The organism is Paenibacillus glycanilyticus, assembly GCF_051200795.1.
GTDB classification, from domain to species: domain Bacteria; phylum Bacillota; class Bacilli; order Paenibacillales; family Paenibacillaceae; genus Pristimantibacillus; species Pristimantibacillus glycanilyticus.
This window is the reverse complement of record NZ_CP195155.1, coordinates 2,412,060-2,431,839: the sequence shown is the minus strand read 5'-3', so window position 1 is coordinate 2,431,839 and position 19,780 is coordinate 2,412,060. Positions and strand designations below refer to the sequence as shown.

The 19,780-nt window shown below is 51.4% G+C and carries 23 protein-coding genes; all 23 read right to left on the bottom strand.

Going from position 1 to position 19,780, the window contains the following annotated elements; genetic code table 11:
• Positions 1-6 precede the first annotated feature (6 nt).
• Entirely contained in the window at positions 7-1,845 is a 1,839-nt protein-coding gene (gene dnaG, locus ACR9FF_RS11015) for a DNA primase (RefSeq protein ID WP_127496384.1), read from the bottom strand.
• 41 nt (positions 1,846-1,886) lie between these two features.
• Complete coding sequence (locus tag ACR9FF_RS11010; RefSeq protein WP_127496385.1) at positions 1,887-2,357, bottom strand: YaiI/YqxD family protein; 471 nt, start codon at positions 2,355-2,357, stop codon at positions 1,887-1,889.
• Positions 2,358-2,440: 83 nt separating this feature from the next.
• Positions 2,441-3,253 carry a pyruvate, water dikinase regulatory protein gene (locus tag ACR9FF_RS11005; protein WP_201003726.1) on the bottom strand — a complete coding sequence of 271 codons (813 nt, stop codon included), beginning with the start codon at positions 3,251-3,253 and terminating at the stop codon, positions 2,441-2,443.
• A 61-nt stretch (positions 3,254-3,314) separates the two neighbouring features.
• Complete coding sequence (gene glyS / locus ACR9FF_RS11000; RefSeq protein WP_435171039.1) at positions 3,315-5,396, bottom strand: glycine--tRNA ligase subunit beta; 2,082 nt, start codon at positions 5,394-5,396, stop codon at positions 3,315-3,317.
• A complete protein-coding gene (gene glyQ / locus ACR9FF_RS10995) occupies positions 5,389-6,276 on the bottom strand; it encodes a glycine--tRNA ligase subunit alpha (RefSeq protein ID WP_127496388.1) in 888 nt (295 codons plus the stop codon). The genes glyS and glyQ overlap by 8 nt, the downstream gene beginning before the upstream one ends.
• 295 nt (positions 6,277-6,571) lie before the next feature.
• Positions 6,572-6,820 carry a hypothetical protein gene (locus ACR9FF_RS10990; RefSeq protein ID WP_435171037.1) on the bottom strand — a complete coding sequence of 83 codons (249 nt, stop codon included), beginning with the start codon at positions 6,818-6,820 and terminating at the stop codon, positions 6,572-6,574.
• 95 nt (positions 6,821-6,915) lie between these two features.
• Positions 6,916-7,665 (bottom strand): DNA repair protein RecO, encoded by a 750-nt coding sequence (gene recO, locus ACR9FF_RS10985; RefSeq protein ID WP_435171034.1) that lies wholly within the window; start codon positions 7,663-7,665, stop codon positions 6,916-6,918.
• A gap of 49 nt (positions 7,666-7,714) precedes the next feature.
• Entirely contained in the window at positions 7,715-7,876 is a 162-nt protein-coding gene (locus ACR9FF_RS10980; RefSeq protein WP_091188858.1) for a YqzL family protein, read from the bottom strand.
• 100 nt (positions 7,877-7,976) lie between these two features.
• Positions 7,977-8,876: a GTPase Era gene (era, locus tag ACR9FF_RS10975; RefSeq protein ID WP_435171032.1), complete on the bottom strand. Its 900-nt coding sequence runs from the start codon at positions 8,874-8,876 to the stop codon at positions 7,977-7,979.
• A gap of 8 nt (positions 8,877-8,884) precedes the next feature.
• Positions 8,885-9,316, bottom strand: a complete 432-nt coding sequence (gene cdd, locus ACR9FF_RS10970) for a cytidine deaminase (protein ID WP_435171029.1) — start codon at positions 9,314-9,316, stop codon at positions 8,885-8,887.
• 24 nt (positions 9,317-9,340) lie between these two features.
• Positions 9,341-9,703, bottom strand: coding sequence for a diacylglycerol kinase family protein (locus tag ACR9FF_RS10965; RefSeq protein WP_435171027.1), 363 nt, complete (start codon positions 9,701-9,703; stop codon positions 9,341-9,343).
• Positions 9,703-10,200, bottom strand: a complete 498-nt coding sequence (gene ybeY / locus ACR9FF_RS10960; RefSeq protein WP_127496394.1) for an rRNA maturation RNase YbeY — start codon at positions 10,198-10,200, stop codon at positions 9,703-9,705. Before ybeY ends, ACR9FF_RS10965 begins: the two co-directional genes overlap by 1 nt.
• A gap of 6 nt (positions 10,201-10,206) precedes the next feature.
• Positions 10,207-12,447: an HD family phosphohydrolase gene (locus ACR9FF_RS10955; protein WP_201003736.1), complete on the bottom strand. Its 2,241-nt coding sequence runs from the start codon at positions 12,445-12,447 to the stop codon at positions 10,207-10,209.
• Between the two features lie 17 nt (positions 12,448-12,464).
• Positions 12,465-13,445 carry a PhoH family protein gene (locus ACR9FF_RS10950; protein WP_201003738.1) on the bottom strand — a complete coding sequence of 327 codons (981 nt, stop codon included), beginning with the start codon at positions 13,443-13,445 and terminating at the stop codon, positions 12,465-12,467.
• Entirely contained in the window at positions 13,442-14,635 is a 1,194-nt protein-coding gene (gene yqfD, locus ACR9FF_RS10945; RefSeq protein ID WP_317980236.1) for a sporulation protein YqfD, read from the bottom strand. Before yqfD ends, ACR9FF_RS10950 begins: the two co-directional genes overlap by 4 nt.
• A 2-nt stretch (positions 14,636-14,637) precedes the next feature.
• On the bottom strand, positions 14,638-14,925 hold the full coding sequence (gene yqfC / locus ACR9FF_RS10940) for a sporulation protein YqfC (protein WP_015843829.1): 288 nt from the start codon (positions 14,923-14,925) through the stop codon (positions 14,638-14,640).
• A 167-nt stretch (positions 14,926-15,092) separates the two neighbouring features.
• The gene (locus tag ACR9FF_RS10935) at positions 15,093-15,584 is read right to left on the bottom strand and encodes a hypothetical protein (RefSeq protein WP_435171023.1); all 492 of its coding nucleotides are present in this window, start codon (positions 15,582-15,584) and stop codon (positions 15,093-15,095) included.
• A gap of 35 nt (positions 15,585-15,619) precedes the next feature.
• Positions 15,620-16,603 (bottom strand): flotillin-like protein FloA, encoded by a 984-nt coding sequence (gene floA / locus ACR9FF_RS10930; RefSeq protein ID WP_127496399.1) that lies wholly within the window; start codon positions 16,601-16,603, stop codon positions 15,620-15,622.
• 37 nt (positions 16,604-16,640) lie between these two features.
• Positions 16,641-18,017: an NfeD family protein gene (locus ACR9FF_RS10925; protein WP_435171020.1), complete on the bottom strand. Its 1,377-nt coding sequence runs from the start codon at positions 18,015-18,017 to the stop codon at positions 16,641-16,643.
• A 122-nt stretch (positions 18,018-18,139) separates the two neighbouring features.
• Positions 18,140-18,583, bottom strand: coding sequence for a GatB/YqeY domain-containing protein (locus tag ACR9FF_RS10920; RefSeq protein WP_127496401.1), 444 nt, complete (start codon positions 18,581-18,583; stop codon positions 18,140-18,142).
• Positions 18,584-18,598: 15 nt separating this feature from the next.
• Complete coding sequence (gene rpsU, locus ACR9FF_RS10915) at positions 18,599-18,772, bottom strand: 30S ribosomal protein S21 (protein WP_005547957.1); 174 nt, start codon at positions 18,770-18,772, stop codon at positions 18,599-18,601.
• 92 nt (positions 18,773-18,864) lie between these two features.
• On the bottom strand, positions 18,865-19,218 hold the full coding sequence (locus tag ACR9FF_RS10910; protein ID WP_127496402.1) for a histidine triad nucleotide-binding protein: 354 nt from the start codon (positions 19,216-19,218) through the stop codon (positions 18,865-18,867).
• Between the two features lie 124 nt (positions 19,219-19,342).
• Entirely contained in the window at positions 19,343-19,750 is a 408-nt protein-coding gene (locus tag ACR9FF_RS10905) for a hypothetical protein (protein WP_435171011.1), read from the bottom strand.
• Positions 19,751-19,780 lie beyond the last annotated feature (30 nt).

Genomic DNA, 19,780 nt, shown 5'->3' with positions numbered 1-19,780 from the left:
CGATCGTCAAGTCGTTCCTTTTAGCTGTCTCTCTAGGGTTATAATCTCACTTAACATTTGCGCGGCGAGCAGATGATCTCCGGCGCGTTCCGCCTGCATCATTTCCTCTTTTTTTCGGTCGATCTCCCGGAACCTAGGTACTTTGATAATGTCCTGAATATCGGCTTCCAAAATTGCATCGTCAAAAGGAAAATCTCCGTCCATCATCAGAATGGCTGCAGCCGTTCTCTCCAGACGTTCGTCTTGGAGCGAGGCGATAAACCTCCCGGCATCCGGATCATAGCCCTGCGCATAAAATGCGTATAAATAAGCAGCAAGCGCTGCGTGATCCTCAATATTGAACGCGTCTCCCAGCTTTTCATGGACGGTCTGCGCCACATCCCTGTCGCGCATCATCACATGAAGCAGCCTCCGCTCTACATACGTATAAGCAGGCATTAGCACGGGAGGCCCCGATCTTCGGCGATTTTCATTCCTACCATTATTCCACGAATTGTCGTTATTATCCCTTCCGGGTTTCTTTTTTTGCAATTCTTGATGCTTTAAGTGACAATCCTGCTTCAATACCTCTAATGGGAAATTAAATTCGCGCGAAAGCTCTTGCAGGTAAACCTCGCGTTCAATAGCCGAATCAAGCTCTGCCACAATTCCGGCGGCTTCAAGCAAGTAATTTTTCCGACCTTCTTCTTTTAGCAGTATATGGTTTTTTCTTGAATATATAAGCTTAAATTTTGTAGTTGTGACAGGCTGATCAATGACTTCCCGAAGAAAATCATCCGGACCGTATTCGGTAATATATTCATCCGGATCCTTTCCTTTCGGAAGCATGGCCACCATCACTCTAAGCCCTGCTCCTTCGAGCATCGGAATAGACTTCATGGCGGCTGCTTGTCCGGCGTCATCACCGTCGTAACAGATCACAATTTCTTCAGCCTGCCTTGCAAGAATGCTGCAATGCTCCTCCGTCAAGGCCGTTCCCATTGTGGCAATCCCGTTTTTTACGCCCGCACTCCAAGATTTAATGACATCCATATACCCTTCGAATAAAACAACTTGCTTGCTCTTGCGGATGGCAGGTCGCGCATGATGCAGATTGTAAATCGTGCGGCTTTTCGTAAACAGCATCGTTTCCGGTGAGTTCAAATATTTCGGCTGGCCTTCACCGATTATTCGTCCCGCAAACGCCGTTACTTTGCCGTCCCGATCCCAAATCGGAAACATGATTCGTCCCCGAAACCGGTCCACATATCCGCTTCCGTCTGATTTCGCGGATAGCAGCCCGCCTTTCTCCATTAAGGAGGGATCGAAATTTCTGGCTGTCAAGAACCGGCTTAGCGTATCCCACTGTTCCGGCGCGTAACCGATCATAAAATGATTGATCAGTTTGTCGCCAAGCCCGCGATCGCGCAAATAGTCTTTGGCGGCACGGCCATGCTGCGTATTGTTCAACAGATAGTTGTACAGCTTCGCAGTCAGCTCATGCGCTTCAAGAACAGCGCTGCGTTCGGTATCGGCCGCCGTTGGCTTCGAGCCGTCCGGATTGGCCCAGGTAACAGGTATGCCTGCCTCTTCGGCAAGCACTCGGACCGCTTCTGGAAAGGTATAGCTTTCAATCTCTTCCACGAACCGGATCACGTTGCCCGTCTTGCCGCAGCCGTAGCAGTGAAAAATCTGCAGCTCCGGCGTCACGGTGAAGGAAGGCGTCTTCTCCGAGTGGAAGGGACAAAGCCCTTTCATATACTTGCCGTTCTTAGAGAGATGAACGTATTTGCTCACCGTATCTACGATGTCATGATGACGGCGTACCGCCTCAATAACGTCATCCGGTATTTTACCGTAGGTCATTATCCATCACCTTCATCCTAATGACACGTAAATAATATTCGCTAAATGTCATGTTTCTCCTGCAAGTTTGATAAAACTTTTGTCAACTTTTGTTGAAAACGCTCCCGATCCTCATGATTCATGGCTTTTGGGCCTTTCGTTTTACCCCCGGCACGCCTTCTTTTCGCAGATTCATGACGCCGCTCCATCAAATAATCGATGTTCTCGTCCGAATACTGTTCGCCGCGCGGAGACAAGACGACCGCCCCTTTTCCGATTGCAATACATGCCAGACCGAAATCCTGCGTAATCACGATATCGCCTTTGGCTATATGATTGACGATATACAAGTCGACCGATTGGCTGCTCCGGTCGACCTGCACAACCGAAACACCTTCCTGCGGCTCAAGCCGATGGTCATAGGAAGATACCATGACAACCGGGACGCGGAAGCTGCGTGCGGTCCGAGCAATTTCGGTCTTAACGGGACAAGCGTCGCCGTCAACGACGACTGTCGGTTGATTAAGCTCCATCACGCATCACCGCTTATTGTTGTATATTTCAATTACCGTACTATTATATACGGCAATACTTCAAAAAAATCCTGCATTTTGGCTTAAACGCCGCGAAAATGCTCCATAATCAGACTCGCCGTTTCTTCCACCGCGCGATGCGATACATCGATGACGACGCAGCCGATTTGTTTCATAATCGCTTCCGCGTATTCAAGCTCCTTCAATATCCGGTCCTCCGCGGCATACGACGCGCTGTTGGGCAAACCAAGCGCCTTGAGCCTTTCCTTCCGGATCGTATTCAAGTACGGAACGCCAATCGTCAAGCCGATAATCCTATCGACCGGAACATTGAACAGTTCCTTGGGCGGCTTGATTTCCGGAACGAGCGGAATATTGGCTACCTTGTATTTTTGATGCGCCAGATACATGGACAGCGGCGTCTTCGACGTCCGTGATACGCCGATCAGCACGATATCCGCCTTCAGGACGCCGGAAGGGTCCTTGGCATCATCGTAACGCACCGCAAATTCGACGGCATCCACCTTGCGGAAGTAATCCGCGTCAAGAACATGGTTAAGGCCAGGCTCCTGGCGCGAATGACGTCCGGTCTGCCGCTCGAGGCTTTCGATCAGCGATCCAAGCAGGTCAATGGCTTCCACTTGATGCTCCCTGGCCAGGTTCTTCATCGCTTCCCGCAAATGCGGGATGACCAGCGTATAGAGAACGATGGCGCCCGACAGCTTGGCTTGCAGAACAAACCGCTCCAGAGTGGGCACGTCCATGACAAACGGCGCTCGGCGAATGTCAGTCTGAACCGGATGGAACTGCGCTACCGCAGCCCTTACGACGAGCTCTCCGGTATCCCCCGCAGCGTCGGATACAACGTAAATAATCACTTCAGCTGAACCTGCCATAATCATCATCCCTTCCCTCTATGGATTGACGACAATGATACATTGACGAGTGCAACCTGTATTACCAGACCAGCTTCGAGAAGTCGGCAATAGCCGTAATGTCGTCCGCGATAAGCGAAAGGGTTGCCAGACGGTTGCTGCGCACGGCGTCATCCTTGGCCATAACCATTACCGAATCGAAATAGGCGTTGATCGCCTGCTTAAGCGAAGACAAATTAGCAAGCGCGGAAGCAATATCTCCCTCGGCGACAGCTGCCGCAACCGCTGGATGGGCTTTTTGCCATTGCTCGTAAAGAGCACCCTCTGCCTCTACTTCGAACAGAGCCGGATCCACTGCACGGGACTCCGCTTTGGAAGCCAGGTTGCATACCCGGTTGAAGGCATCGATCGTCAGCTTGAACTCGCTGCGCTCATTGCCGGATGCCAGTTCGTTAATCAGTGCCGCCCGTTGAACGGTAATACGCAAATCATTAAAGCCGGTTGCCATAACTGCATCAACGACGTCATAACGGTTAGCTTGCTCCGACAGAACATTCTTCACGCGAAGCGCAAAGAAGTCGTTCAAATCTTTACGAATCTCGTCCGCGCCGCGTTTCATTCCGCGTGCTTCATGCACCTGGAGCGCTGCGTCAAACAGGTCTGTCAGCTTCAGATCGAGACCTTGAGCCAGAATGATCTGAACGATGCCCGATGCCTGACGGCGCAGGGCATAAGGGTCCTGCGATCCTGTCGGAATGATGCCGATGGAGAAACAGCCCGCGATAGTATCCATCTTGTCGGCAAGGCTTACGATGGCGCCTACAAGGGATGCCGGCGCACGGTCGCCTGCAAAGCGAGGTTGATAATGCTCATTGATCGCTTTCGCTACCGCTTCGCTTTCTCCTGCCTTGCGGGCGTAATCTTCGCCCATAATGCCTTGCAGCTCAGGGAATTCGTATACCATCTGAGTAACGAGGTCGAACTTGCAAATATCCGCCGCTCGGCTTGCTGCCGAAGCCGCGTCTGTGTCTACACCAAGTTTTGCGGCAATCAGATCGGTTGTCGCGCGGATTCTTCTAACCTTGTCCGCAACCGTACCCAGCTCTTCGTGATAAACGATATTTTCAAGCTTCGCAAGCGCATCGTTAATCGCAAGCTTCTGATCTTCCTCGTAGAAAAATTTCGCGTCTGAAAGACGGGCGCGGAGAACCTTCTCATTGCCCTTCGCAACGTTCTCGATCGAAGTCCGGTCGCCGTTGCGCACCGTTACGAAGAACGGCTGCAGCTGGCCTTCCGCATTCAATACAGGGAAGTAGCGCTGATGCTCGCGCATCGACGTGATAAGAACCTCTTGCGGGATATTGAGGAATGCAGGATCAAATGTCCCATATAATACGTTCGGATACTCGACCAGGAATAAGACCTCTTCGAGCAAATCTTCTTTAATCGCGATTTCCCAGTTCTTCTCTTTGGCCAGCTCCTCAATTTGAGCCACGATCAACTGCTCGCGTTCTTCAACGTCAACGATGACATGCTGCTCGCGCAGACGCTCTCTATAATCCGCGGGAGATGCCACTACCGTCTCTTCGCCAAGGAAGCGATGGCCGCGGGATACGTTGCCGCTCTTCACGTTCGTAATCTCAACCGGAATAATATCCTGGCCGAACAAAGCGATAATCCATTTGATAGGACGCACGAACTTCAGTTCATAGCTGCCCCAGCGCATGTTTTTCGGGAATGACATCGATGTGATCAGGTTTGTCAGCCCTTCCGGCAATACGGACGCCGTTTCCGTGCCTACGCTGCTTTTGTTCGCATACACGTACTCTACGCCGGCAAGCTCCTGGAAAAAGAACTGCTCCGGCTCAACGCCTTGGCTGCGCGCGAATCCAAGCGCCGCTTTGCTCCAGTTGCCTTGATCATCAAGGGCGATTTTACGCGAAGGACCTTTAACCTGTTCGTTTACGTCTTCCTGTTTCTCGGCTACGCCTTTTACGTACAGGGCCAGACGGCGAGGCGTCGCAAACACTTCAACCGAATCGTATGGAATACGCGAATCATCGAACCATTTGACCGCTTTCTCCTTCAATTGGTTCATGGCGCCGCGCACGAAACGCGCCGGTACTTCCTCAAGCCCAATCTCCAGCAATAAATCCTTAGCCATTGTTCTCCACTCCTTTCTTCAGCAGAGGGAAGCCGAGACGTTCCCGCTCCTCCAGATAAGTCGCTGCGCAAGCGCGCGCCAGATTACGGACGCGCATAATGTAGCCCGTACGTTCCGTTACGCTGATCGCGCCGCGTGCGTCCAGCAGGTTAAACGTATGGGAGCATTTCAGCACGTAATCGTAAGCCGGGAATACAAGGTTATGCTCCATCGTTTTTTTCGCTTCTTCCTCATACATGTTGAACAGCTGGAACAACATCGCTGAATCGGAAGTTTCAAACGTATATTTCGAATGCTCGAACTCCGGCTGCAGGAAGACGTCTCCGTAAGTTACGCCGTCTACCCATTCCAGATCAAACACATTCTCTTTTTCCTGAATGTACGAAGCCAGACGCTCCATACCGTACGTAATTTCGACCGCAACCGGGTTAGCGTCGATGCCGCCGACTTGCTGGAAGTACGTAAACTGGGTAATTTCCATGCCGTTCAGCCATACTTCCCAGCCAAGGCCCCATGCGCCCAGTGTCGGCGATTCCCAGTTGTCTTCAACAAAGCGGATATCGTGATGCTTCGGATCGATTCCAAGACGCTTCAAGCTTTCCAGATACAGCTCTTGGATGTTGTCCGGAGACGGCTTCAGGATAACCTGGAATTGATGATGCTGGTACAACCGGTTCGGGTTCTCGCCGTAACGGCCGTCGGCAGGACGGCGGGAAGGCTCGACGTAAGCTACGTTCCATGGCTCTGGGCCAATCGTGCGGAGGAAGGTCATCGGGTTCATCGTTCCCGCACCCTTCTCGACATCGTACGGCTGTACGAGAATACAGTTTTGCTCTGCCCAGAACTGCTGCAGAGTCAATATCATGTTTTGAAAATTCATGACAATTTCCGCTCCTTTATCCATTAGTATGGCGAAGGCGAGACACAAAAAGCTCTCGTCTCTACGCCTGCTGCCAGACGTAGGGACGAGAGCTGACTCCCGCGGTTCCACCCTACTTGACTTCCGCTTGCCGCTGCTCATTCCGGCAGCGTGCGAAAATCCTCTTTTCGTTAATTGACTCCGGAGTGCCTTTTCGCATGTTTAGCCTTCCCGGGCTTCCACTATCCCCGGATCGCTAGCTCAAGGCATCAACTGCTACTTTCTCCATCACTGTCCATATTCATATTCAAATATATTAAACATTTTTAATGCCGTTGTCAAACCAGTTATTAGGCACTAATGCCCAGGCACTTCCGTAGCGTTCGGTTCCGCTTTTACGGGGATGACCAATCAGATCCTTCATGGAGGCCTTCCCCATGAACAAGACGCTCTCAAGCGCAAGCACGGCAGGAATAATCGACCGCATAAACGTAACGGAAATCGAGCTTGAGTGCATGCCGACGATTTTGTCCATGACATCCTGCGGAATCTGGGCTCTCGACATGCGTAGAGATCCCCCCATTTCCTCCCATTTGAACAAGATTAATCTTACAGGAAAATAAAAACGACGTTCTCGGTCCGGGGACCGACTCACGCCGTTTATTCGAAAGAATATTTGTCCATTTGATCAAGAAATGTTCTGGATTTCAGCGGAATGCCGATGTGGACGTCCATAAGCTCCCGCATCAGCTTCTTCAGTTCTTTTTTCGTCTCCGGTTTCACCTGAATAGCCCCAAGACGCCTCAAGTCCATCCGGCTGAACAGCCGCAGAAGCTTATAAGCCCCTTCCCCCATAGGGATCGCCTGAGCATCGTTTCTTGCGCATCTGGGGCACAATACGCCGCCAGCGTGAGGACTTAACCGGAACGGTCCCTGCTCGCTGCTGCAATTGACGCAAATCTCCAGCTCCGGAGCATAACCCGCAGCCTCTAATATGCGCATCTCGAACAGATGCGATACGATTTGCGGATCTTTGCCTTCCTCCATTGCAGCAAGCCCCGCCTTCAGCTGTTCGAACAACATGGCACCGGATTCGTCTTCCTGTAGCATCTTGTCCGTCAGTTCTGCCAAATAAGAGGCGTAAGCCGCCAAATCGAGCTTTTCACGTAAAAGATGGTGAGATTCAAGAATCTCACCAGCATTAAGCGTACCTAAACCTTTATTCCGGAAAAATACGAACTCACCATATGTAAATGGCTGCGCGAGAGAAGCATGCCTGCTCTTCACCTTCTTCGCGCCGCGCACCATTACGCCAAGCTTTCCGTTTGTTTTCGTAAGCAGCGTAATTATTTTGTTGCCTTCCCCATAATCCATGCTGCGGATGACAATGCCCTCCACACGATATAGCATACTACCTTCTCCCCCATGCTTGATTCAAGGCAGTCTGCAGGGTAATCCATTAAAGGGCAGACGAATCCTCGAACTCAGCAGCAAGCTCCTCATTGTCTCCCGGCAAATGTTGAGGATGATTCTCTGGACCAAGTTGATCCATTTCCTTGTAGAGCATGTATGACTCCACATCACCGGTCAATGTAAAATACTTCCACGAAAAATTTCGCATTCGTATTCATCCCTTTCCGCCATGGAAATGAAGCCCCAGACGGTAATTAGGATACGGCATTTTACCGAATGCTATCCTTAACAAAATTCGTCAATCCGGCTTAATCATGCCGGAAGCCGAAGTCCTTCAATACGCGCTCCTGATTGCGCCAATCCTTCTTCACCTTGACCCAAAGCTCCAGGAAAGTGCGGGATCCAAGCAAAGCTTCGATATCGCGGCGGGCCTGCTTGCCGACTTCCTTCAGCAAAGCACCCTTTTTGCCGATAATAATGCCCTTTTGGGAATCCCGCTCCACGAAAATAACCGCTCCGATATAAACAACGCCATTCTCCTGCACTCTCATATCCTCGATGCCAACAGCAATGGAGTGCGGAATTTCTTCACGGGTCATATGCAGAATCTTCTCGCGGATAAGCTCCGCGCAGACGAATTGCTCCGGATGGTCGGTGACCTGATCGGTCGGATAATATTGCGGCCCTTCAGGCAAATATTTCTGGATCTGCGTAAGCAGCGTCTCGACGTTGTTGCCTTGAAGCGCCGAAATCGGCACTATTTCCGCAAACGGATACAGATCCTTGTATTGGGTGATAATTTCTAGAAGCTTCTCAGGCTGCACCTTGTCAATCTTGTTCATGACAAGAAATACGGGCGTATCCACCTTTTTCAGCTGCTCGATGATAAAGCGGTCACCGCCGCCTAGTCCGTCTGCAACGTCAATCAGGAAGAGAACGGCCTCAACCTCTTTTAGAGCGCCTTCAGCGGTTTTCATCATATAGTCGCCAAGCTTGGACTGCGGTTTATGAATACCGGGCGTATCAAGGAAAACGATCTGCGATGTATCGGTTGTGTACACGCCATGGATTTTATTCCGAGTCGTTTGGGGCTTGTCCGACATAATGGCGATTTTTTGCCCGATTAAATGATTCATTAGCGTGGATTTGCCGACATTCGGACGACCGATAATCGCCACGAATCCGGAACGGAATTTCGTTTGAGTCATGTGAATAGTTAACTTCCTTTCTCTAATGAAGCCGGTGTAAATGCACCCGGCAGCAGCTCGCTTACCGTCATAATGTTCCAGTCGCCGCGCAGATTGCCCATAACAACCGGCATATCCGGCTTGCATAGCTCCACCAGTACCTGGCGGCATACTCCGCAAGGGGTAATGGGTCCTTCCGTATCCCCCATGACGGCTATGACCTGGAATTCTCCAGGCCGCCTGCCATCGGCGATTGCGCGGAACAACGCCGTTCTCTCGGCGCAATTGCAAGGGCTGTACGCGGCATTCTCCACGTTGCAGCCGGAGTGGACATGGCCGCTTTCATCCAGCAACGCGGCGCCTACGCGAAAATTGGAGTACGGCACGTATGCCCGCGACATGGCCTCCTTCGCTGCTTCAAGCAAGTTCGAATACTGCTCCGATAATCCTTCGAATGCCATAAGCCTCAACTCCTATTCTTTCTATTAATCCATGAGAAAATGCCATAAGGGCGGCCCAAGAATGAGCAGCCCAATCATTATCGCGCAGCATGCCGCAACCAGCACGGCACCGGCAGCAATATCCTTTGCCGCTTTCGCAAGCGGGTGGATGCCGGGACTAGCCAGGTCAACGGTTTTTTCAATCGCCGTGTTCACCATTTCCAGCGTGAACACAACAGATATCGTTAACAGAAGCACCGCCCATTCCAGCCGGGTCAGGGGCAGGAACGCCCCAAACAGACACACGGCAACGGCTGCCGCCGTGTGAATCTTCATATGACGCTGAGACCGGACAGCCAAGACAATTCCTGAACAGGCAAAGGACAGGCTGCGGATAAACTTCAGCATTAACGCGACAGACCTGCCTTCTGCAAAACGGCTTCCTGTTTAGCCGTCATTTCGGCTTCGCCCGCGTCGTCCATATGATCATAACCGAGCAAATGAAGGAATCCATGCACAAAGAGGAAGCCGATCTCCCGCTCCAGGGAGTGGCCGTAATCCTCGCTTTGCTCCTGCGCTTTCTCAACCGAGATCACAATATCGCCAAGCATGCCGGAGATGGGATCAATCTCATCCTCGCTCTCCACCTCGAAAATAATATCGAGCTCTTCCGTTCCGTCATCCTGCATCGCGAAGGACAAAACATCCGTAGGGCGGTCGATGTTGCGGTATTCGCGGTTAAGCTGGTGAATCTGCTCGTTGTCGGTAAAGGTCAACGTCACTTCGCCATCCGTCAGCCCTTCCATTTCGCCGGCAATCTGCAGAAGCTGCTCCAGCCTCTCGACCCATTGATCGGGAATCTCCATTTTGTCTTGTTCGTTGCTCCAGTCCAATTGCAAGCTCATGCTTCGTTAACGCTCCTTTGGTTTTACGTCTTCCGGGTATTCAATCCGCGAGTGGAATATGCCAATAACGCTCTCTTTCAAAGAATGGGCGATCTTGTCGAGCTCCTTCATGGTCAGGTCGCACTCATTATATTGATTGTCATCTACGCGGCTTTTAATAATCTTCTGGATCATCGCTTCCACCTGTTCGACCGTAGGGCTTCGCAGGCTGCGGACAGCCGCCTCCACGCAATCGGCAAGACCAACGATTGCCGCTTCCTTCGATTGCGCTTTCGGACCCGGATAGCGGTAGTCATCCTCCGTGAAATTCACGGTTAGCCCCTGCTCCTCCGCTTGCTTAAGCGCTTTGAAGTAGAAGAACTTCAAGGAGGTTGTGCCATGATGCTGCTCCGCTATATCCCGGATCGGCTTCGGAATATTCTGCGCCTTCAGCATATCGACGCCGTCGCGGGCGTGGGCGACAATGATCGACTTGCTCAGCTTAGGCTCGATGGTATCGTGCGGGTTTTCCATATTCGTCTGATTCTCGATAAAATAGCTTGGCCGTTTCGTCTTGCCGATATCGTGATAATAAGAACCTACGCGGCAAAGCAGGCCGTCTGCTCCGATAGATTCGGCAGCCGCTTCGGCAAGATTGCCTACCATTACGCTGTGATGGTACGTTCCCGGCGTCTCCGTAAGCAGCTTGCGCAGCAGCGGATGATTCGGATTGGACAGCTCTACGAGCTTCAGCGCGGACAATATGCCAAACGTAATTTCAAAGAATGGCATAAGCCCGATAACGAGAATCGCCGTTAATAGTCCGCTTGCGAACGCAAAAGCAAGAGAATACACGAGCGGCCCCTGCTCCAACTGCTCCTTCAGGAACATCAGCGACAATACGGCCAGCGAACCAAACAAGCTGACCATAATGCCCGCCTTAAGGATGGTAGACCGTTGGCTTGCCCGGTGAATCGAGAATATTGCCGCCAGGGAAACGACGATAATAACAAATCCGTATTGGTAGTCGAAAATTTGACCGGTTTGCGTATTTAGTATAATACTTCCACAAAGCGCGAACAAAACAGAGCTGATCAGCGCCAGATGCACATCCAGCAGCAGCGTAATCAGCATCGTGCCAAGCGCAGCCGGAGCCAAATAACCGGCATAAGGCGCGGAATCGGTCTGCGTAAGGGAGATAACCTGCATCGTAATAATATTAATCAGATAAATGAGCCAGAGCATCAGCAGATGAGTATTGCTGTAGCTTGGCTTGGTCGTGTCGTTGCTCCCGTATTGGTGTATATATGTATACAGGCCAACCACGATCATGACGGACATCAGCAGCAGTCCAAGCTGCGGCCAATAATTGCGCTTGTCCTGCAGAAGCTCGGATTCCTTCAGCAGCTCATACATCTCGGGCGTGATGATCTCGCCCTTTTTCACGATGAGATCGCCTTCTTTGATGACAACCTGCGGCGTGTTCTGCTTCGCGAGAATTTTGGCTTCATCGGTTGCCTGCTGGTCGAGGAACCGGTTCGGCATTATCGTAAATCGTGCCAGCTCCTGCACAATTTCGCGGCTGGTGCGGTTGGTCAGCGAGCTTGCGTTCACCAGCTCCGCAACCTTCGTGCGCGCCGTTTCCGCATCGCGAAGCTGCTCGCTCATCAGCTTGCGCACAACATCCTGCCCGACGGAGCGCATCTCCTCCAGCTGATCCAGGGTCAGATTCGGGAGCTTGTAGAACGTCTCTTCCGGAATCGTATATACCTGCTCCTTGATTACCTTCGACATCTCTTCGAGCAGCGAGTCGTTGTACTTGCCGGTGCCCATATTCATTTTGACGAAATTATCGACAAACGCATCATATTTGCCGGGAATCTCATTCCGGTAAATTTCAACCTTGTTCTGTACCGTCACCTGATCATCCAGATTCAGCTGCTCAATCCGAATAAAAATTTGATCGATCAGCTGTTCGTTACGCAGAGCAACATTGGAATAGATGGAATCGATCTTATTCGCAGCCTGTTCCTGCGCTTCCAGCGTAGCCTTGCTGTCGAATATCTGATGCGGGGCTGCTATATCCTTGTCACTAGGGGCATCCACCTGGATATCGTAAGTTTCAGGTACCAGATGGGGAGCCAGACTGAAATAAAACAGCAGCACAAACAAAAATAAGAGCAGGGCTCGCACTGCTGTGCTCTGCTTCCAGCCAGCCGATTTTGTCTGTTGAAGGTTAATTTGTTTTCCGGCCTGAGTCTGATTCATCGAGCGGACATTCCTCTCTATGCTTTGTTTTCAGCGTCCCAGTTGTATGCCACGATTATTTTCTGAACCAAGGAATGGCGAACGACGTCCTGCTCGGAAAAATGAATAAAACCAATTTCCTCAATATCTCTCAAAATGCGCTGCGCTTCGATAAGCCCGGAGTTTTTGCCCCGCGGCAAATCAATCTGCGTCACGTCGCCCGTAATCACCATTTTCGAGCCAAAGCCGAGCCTTGTCAGGAACATTTTCATTTGCTCCGGGGTCGTGTTTTGCGCTTCGTCCAAAATAATAAACGAATCATCGAGCGTGCGTCCGCGCATGTAAGCCAGCGGAGCGATCTCGATGGTTCCGCGCTCAAACGCCTTTGTCGTCTGATCAGGACCCAATACGTCATGCAGAGCGTCATAGAGCGGGCGCAAATAAGGATCTACCTTTTCTTGCAGGTCGCCTGGCAGGAAGCCCAGATTTTCGCCGGCTTCAACCGCAGGACGGGTCAACATTATTTTTTTAACAGAGCCTTCCTTAAGCGCCGCTACGGCAAGAACAACCGCAAGATAGGTTTTGCCGGTACCGGCAGGGCCAATCCCGAACACGATGTCCTGCTTCTTGATTGTCTTCACGTAGTGCCGCTGTCCGATCGTCTTCACGCGAATCGGCTTGCCTCTGTAAGTCGTCGTAATTTCAGCTTTAAGCAAATCGAGCAATTCTTCCGCTTGCATGCTGCGCGCAAGATCAAGCGCATAAGTAATGTCTCTCTCGGACGGAGTGTATCCGCCGCGGACAAGCTGTAGCAGCACGTTATACAACTGCTCTAGCGATTCCACCTCTTGTGCCGGGCCGGAAATCACAATCTCCGCGTCTCGGGACGACAGAGTCGCCTCCATCTGCTGCTGCACAAGCTTTAGATACTTATCTTGGGGACCAAATACGGCCAAGCCCTCTACTGCATTTTGGAGCGGAATTTTGACTACTTTTGCTTCACTCTGCAACAACCTCATTCTCCTTGCATCTGGACTAGTGGCATCTCTTCTACGATTGATTGCTCCACTTCAAAAAGAACTTTCATATAAACTTTACCATTGTCCGTCTTTTCATGCAAAACAATTTCCTTTAATATAACCGCATCATTGCCTGCTTTCAGCATGACATCGGCCTTCGCCTGGAGCATTCCGTTGTTTTTCGCTTCCTCTTCGGTCAGCTCCCTCTCGTCGGTGCGTACCTCCATAATCGTTTTTTTAAGCCGTCCGAACGGCAGCTTCAAACCGCGCCATGTCGCCTGTTCCTCCACCACAACGTTTTCGGATGTATCAAACGGATTTTTCCCGTACCCGCTCACTTGCAGCGCACGGCTTCCTATTACCGCGTACCATTTCGTTTTCTTCTCGCCCGTGTATACTTTGACCTCCTGCGTCAGGGGGGAAGCCACGTTAAATTCATACCATACGAGGCCGCGTACCTTGCCTTTCGCCACAACCGACTGCGTATACGCACCGCCTCCGATCGTTCCCGAAATTAAGGTCTGGCCCTTCTTGACTTTCATGTTTTTCTTGACGACGGGGCGTCCCTTCTCTGTATAGATTTCCGTTATTACCGCGTCGTTCGAAGCAACCAAATGCCGCGGATTCTGAAGCTCTGCCTTTTCCGCTTCCGTGGATTCCACGACCTGAATAACGATCCTTGTCCCTTTTTTCTCTACGCCAACCCAGGTTGTTCCCGGAAGATCGGTTACCAATTCCTTGGATAACAGATCTTTATCCTTAAGCTTGAACGACCATTGCATCGGAAAGATTCCTTCCTTTTTGGCGGCGGTCAGAATCTGTTCCTCGGTCAGCTTGACATTCCCTTTCACTTCAATGGACCAGACAAGGGAAGACAGCAAATAGATGCCCACAAAAAACAGGCCGATCCCGATCGCGAAAAACTTTCTTTTCTCAAAGCGGACCAGCCAGAAGGGCATCCCTTCCCGCTTGACGACATGCGCCCTGCAGCCTGTCTCCTTCAGAAACGGGCGAAGACGGAAAAAATCGCCTACCGACAGCTCGAATTCCAGCTTCCCACCGCTTGTCCAACGAATGGAAGACAGCTCGAGCCCCCCTTCGAGAGCCCTGTTCACAAGCCGTTCAGGTTGTCCGCCCCTGATATGCACCGTAACGACACCGCGTACCCACTGCAGCCATTGACCCGCCATGCTTATCCCTCCTGATCCCTAACTTCGATACTTTTAATTTGACCCTCTATGAATACCTCTTCCGTCCAGATCGTACGTATGACAAGCGAGGTTCCCGTTACTTCCAGCTCGCCTTTGCTTAAGGCAAGTCTCAGCTTATCGCTGGAGAAATGAAGCACGCCGCGGTGATTCTCGATATAAAGCTGCCGGTCGCCGATCATCGTCATGCGGGGCAGATCATAGACCACATCCTGCGGCAAATCCAATATATCGGCAGTCCATTTTCGAAATTTACGGTTTATACGGCCCATAGCTGATCCATTGTCCCCCTCCGCCGCGCGAGTGCACATTATTGTACTGTACCAAAATATGCGACGTTGGAACGATTTATGAGATATATGGAGGAGCGTTGCGATAAAAAAACAGCCGGGCAGCGATGCATGATCGCATCGTTACCCGGCTGTTACGGTTTTTAGTTCTATTTGCCGAATGGGCGCTTGGAACGCGGAGGACCTAAAATTTCGGCCCATACGACCGCTTTGCGCAGCTCGTCGGCTTTGGGATTCGGCGTTTCAGTATGGCTAGTTGCAGCTGGAGCCGCTGTCGCCTGAGGCTTGTTAGCCGCTGCAAGCCGCGCTCGAGGCGGTTCCGCCGGCCGGCTTGGTGCCGCCTGAATCGCCCGCTCCAGCGTTTGCTGCCTGTTGACTTCCCCAGAGCTTCCCCTTTCTTCTTGAAGGGGGGAGCCAGCCATTACGGGCTTCTGAGGCTGATATTCCTCTTCATCCTCTTCTTCCCATACCGGATCTTGACGACGTTCCGGCCTATGCGGCTCGCGCTCGTTGCTTCCTCCAAAGCTCGGCATCCGGTTCGTACGCTTCTTGGCGCCCGAACGCCCGAACATCGAGAAGAGCACCCCGCCCACCACGATCACCCAATAGATGTTCTCGAGAAGAAAACTTATAATTTTCACGCCAGCACCTCCTTGCTAGACACGGCTTAAGCGCCTTAGTTGTCTTTATCGTTAGGAGTGTCCGGCTTGCCAATCGTATTTCTCATTTGGGTATCGGCTTCGATATTCTTAAGGTTCATGTAATCCATTACGCCGATTTTACCGGATTTCAATGCGTCCGCCATCGCGAGCGGCACTTGGGATTCGGATTCCACGACCTTCGCGCGCATCTCTACGACGCGGGCCTTCATCTCTTGTTCCTGCGCTACGGCCATCGCGCGGCGCTCTTCGGCTTTCGCCTGCGCAATCCGCTTGTCTGCTTCAGCCTGCTCGGTTTGCAGATGCGCGCCGATGTTTTTGCCTACGTCTACGTCCGCGATATCGATGGACAGGATTTCGAAGGCCGTACCTGCGTCAAGACCTTTGCCAAGCACGGTACGGGAGATCATGTCCGGGTTTTCGAGTACGTCTTTATGCGAATTGGAAGAACCAACCGTCGTAACGATACCTTCGCCGACGCGGGCGATAATCGTCTCTTCGCCGGCACCGCCGACGAGGCGTTCGATATTAGCGCGTACCGTCACGCGGGCTTTAACCTTCACTTCGATGCCGTCTTTTGCTACCGCGGCTACGATAGGCGTCTCAATTACGCGCGGATTTACGCTCATTTGCACGGCTTGCAGTACATCGCGGCCCGCGAGGTCAATGGCTGCGGCGCGCTCGAAGACAAGCGGAATGTTCGCGCGCTGCGCTGCTATCAAGGCGTTAACGACACGGTCAACATTACCGCCGGCGAGGAAGTGACTCTCCAGCTGATTAATCGTAAGCCCTAGTCCGGCCTTTGTCGCCTTAATCAGCGGGTTCACGATCCGGCTAGGCGTTACGCGGCGAAGACGCATCGCAACAAGCGTAATAATGCCGATCCGTACGCCCGATGCCAGAGCGGAAATCCACAGCATAATCGGGAAGAAGCTGAGGAATACCGATAGGGCAATAATCGCAACCACTACAATAATTAAAACAGATACCATTCCGTCCATTGGGTATAACCCTCCATGTCATTTTTTTCTTATTATCCTACAGGACCTCTCTTACCACAACCCAAGTCCCTTCGGTTTTTATTACTTTTACCGTCTTGCCTGAAGCGATAAATTCGCCGGAAGTCACAACGTCAATCCGGTTATCCCCGATCTGGATCGTGCCTGCCGGGCGGAGCGGCGTTATCGCAATCCCCTCTTGGCCTAGCAGATCCTCCTTGGTTTCGGCGGATAAATAACCTTGCTCGGTCGTCAGCTTCTCGCGCAAAATAAATTTGTTCCAGATCCCCCGGTCTTTGTATTTACGGACTACAAAGTACAGGATTACGGCCGCTGCCACCAAAGCGATAACGAGCGAAATAAATGCCGTCATCGGATTTGAAGCCGCTGTCAACACGCCGGCGATCAGCGAGGCGCTGCCTAGAATGCCGAGAATTCCCCAGCTAGGCACAAAGACCTCGATCAACAACAGCGCAATGCCGACAATGAAGAGCACAACGGACTCCATCCCCGCAAACCCCGCAATGTAATGGCCGAAGAAATACAGGCCGAACGACAATATGCCTACAATGCCCGGAACTCCAAAGCCCGGCACGAACAGCTCGATCGCAATACCGGCAATGCCCAAGATAAATAACACGGTCATAACGATCGGATTTACCAGCCAGGAAGCAAGCTTCTCCGCAATCGAAGGATTAAGCTCGATTCGCTCCCGGTTTTCAAGCCCCAGCCATTTGATCGCGTCATCCACGGACTCCGCTTTGTATTCGGCATAGCCGACTTTAAGCGCTTCATCGGCCGTCAAGGTCAGAATCTGGCCGGACTGCTTCACCTGTTTCAAATCCGGAAGGGGTAATGTCGCGCCTGGATCCACCATCGCGGCGGCAATATCCGGGTCACGTCCGTTTAGCTCAGCCGCCTCCTTCATCGTCTTCACCCAGAAGGAAACGACCTTCGGGTTGTCGATAAGATCGCCGGAGCCGTTAACGACTGCCGCTGCGCCAATCGTGCTCCCGGGTTCCATTACAATGTTTTGCGCATTAAGCGCAATATAAGTCCCTGCCGAAACCGCTTTGCCTTCTACGTAAGCAGTGGTAGGAACGCTGCTTTTGCGGATTAGCTCGCCAATCTCCTCGGCGCTGGTTACCTCTCCGCCAAACGTATTGATCACCAGAATGACTCTCTCCGCTTTTGCTTCGGCCGCTTCCTTGTATGCCCGCTCCAAAAACGATTTAAGTCCGGACTCCACCGTTTGCTTCACCGGCACAACGTACACCGCGGGACCAAGCTCTGACCCTTCCGCTCCATGCGCGGCTTTACCGCCGGTTGCCAGTCCTCCTGCCGTAACCAGCAGCATCGAAACAAGCATCAGAAGAGGCCAAATGACAGCTGCAATGCGCCATCGTTTCGTTTGCAAAGTGTCGCTCCTCCTTTTCAATCAGTAACCGTTAATACGCTTATATGAACATTATGTTTCAAAATTGTCATAAATAAAGCAAAAACACCCCTCGAAAGGGGTGTTTTCGTCCGAACATATAGTTATTGCAGAAATTGTTGTACATATTGATTTACTAGTTTACCATCAGCGCGCCCTTTTGTTTTTGGCAAAAGCGCACCCATGACTTTTCCCATCTCGGCTTTGGAAGAAGCACCGAGTTCCTGGATGGTCTGCGTTACAATCGCTTTTATCTCTTCTTCGGTCAGCTGTACGGGAAGGTATTGACTAATAATTTCAATTTCTGCTGAAAGATCTGTAACCAGATCATCTCGGCCGGCTTTGCTAAATTCTTGGAGGGAATCTTTACGTTGTTTGATTTCACGACTAAGTATATCTACCACTTCAGCATCCTCGAGAGGACGCTTCAAATCAATTTCCAAATTTTTTATAGCCGCACGAATCATGCGAATCGTAGTCAGCTTGAACTTGTCCTGATTCTTCATGGCTTGCTTCATATCGTCGTTCAATCTATCGCTCAGGTTCATTATGGAAGGATCCTCCTAAAACTTTCTCTTACGCGCAGCCTCGGACTTCTTCTTGCGCTTTACACTTGGCTTTTCATAATGCTTGCGTTTTTTCACCTCTGCCAAAACACCATCTTTAGCGATGGAACGTTTAAAGCGGCGAAGCGCAGCATCAATAGTTTCGTTTTTGCGAACTTTAGTTTCAGACACCAGTTTTCCCTCCCTCCGAAACAGACCGTCCAGAGCATTAAACATAAACACGGTTTATCACACTTCATTATAAGACAAAACAAAATGAAGTGTCAACTTACACTATTTCCTACTAGTGCACCTAGCTTCTCCCCGCCCAATAAATGGATGTGGAGATGATAAACAACCTGTCCGCCGTCGCTGTTCACATTATTAATCAGCCGGTAACCCGACTCGGCAATTCCTTGCTGCTTCGCGATTTCCCGAGCAGCCGCAAACAATTCCGCAATGACCGGTCCATCCTCTTCGGCAACATCGTTCATCGTAGGAATATGCTTTTTGGGAATAATCAATATATGTACAGGAGCCGCGGGCTGAATATCTTTAAACGCAATGACGTTCTCGGATTCAAACACTTTCGTCGAAGGAATGGAGCCTTCGATAATTTTGCAAAAAATACAGTCCAAATATGCCCCTCCCTTCATTCCATACTATGCCAATAATTATAACAAACAAATGGCATGCTCGTCCAATCGGAGGATGCCGGCCGGAACGCAAACGCGCTCCTGAGCCGGATATAGCCTTTTGCTCTTAGTAAAATGGCAATAGCGACAATGCGAGGAGCCCGGCCAGCGGCAATACCTGGCGGTAGAAGCGTCCTCTCGGGTAGTAGGGGTAAGGATATAGACCGGGGTACGGCAAAAATGCTCTGCTGTCCCAGCCCATGGACCCGCTGCACGGGACTGCCAGACATAAATATTGGTCATCCACGTATTCAACGATGCCGTCGATACACCATCCGTCATGCGTCTGCGCGAGCACATAGCGGTGAGTATGCGCGGAGCAGTGATCCTTCAGCGATTGGGTCTGCGGCGCCGTTACCGCCGCCTGCACGGCCGGTGCCTGATTCTCTGCCTTCGCCGGAGCAATCGTAGCCGGCTTGGACGCAGCCGGCTTCACCTCTGTCAATTTCCCTTTTTCCTTCTTGCTTTTCTCCATCCTTGTCAACCTCCCGTCTGCTACTATCGT